This window comes from Vibrio sp. 10N.222.49.C9 (genome assembly GCF_041474985.1).
GTDB lineage: Bacteria > Pseudomonadota > Gammaproteobacteria > Enterobacterales > Vibrionaceae > Vibrio > Vibrio crassostreae_C.
In genome coordinates this window covers 1-453 of the sequence record NZ_JBFRVD010000284.1, presented here as the reverse complement: position 1 = coordinate 453, position 453 = coordinate 1, and the positions used below count along the sequence as shown (strand labels likewise).

General features: G+C 48.6%; 1 protein-coding gene. It reads left to right on the top strand.

Annotated elements, in window-relative coordinates; genetic code table 11:
* Positions 1-453: fibronectin type III-like domain-contianing protein (locus AB4585_RS23155; RefSeq protein WP_372171139.1), on the top strand; the 453-nt coding region annotated here is incomplete at both ends.

Genomic DNA, 453 nt, shown 5'->3' with positions numbered 1-453 from the left:
CCCTATCGATCCCAAAAAATGTCGGTGCTGTACCCTATTTCTACAACCATAAACTCAAGAGTGCGGGCACACCAATTGCTTATCACTTTGGTTCTGCGTACAACTTTGGGTTTGGATTGAGCTATACCCAGTTCGATTACAAGGATATCGAGCTAGCCAGTAATAGTGTCGAGTTTGATGGCACTATCGAGGCATCGGTGACCATCACTAACACAGGCGCACGAGCGGGAGCAGAAGTGGTGCAGCTCTATACCCGCGATAAGCTGTGCTCTGTGGTGCGTCCGCTGAAAGAATTAAAAGGCTTCCACAAAGTCTGGCTAGAAGCGGGTGAGAGCAAGCGTATTACCTTTAGCCTACCTGTCGATATGCTCAACTTTACCAACGCCAAGCATCAGCGCGTTGTTGAAGGTGGCGAGTTTGAAATTATGGTTGGCCGTTCATCAAGCGAGATTG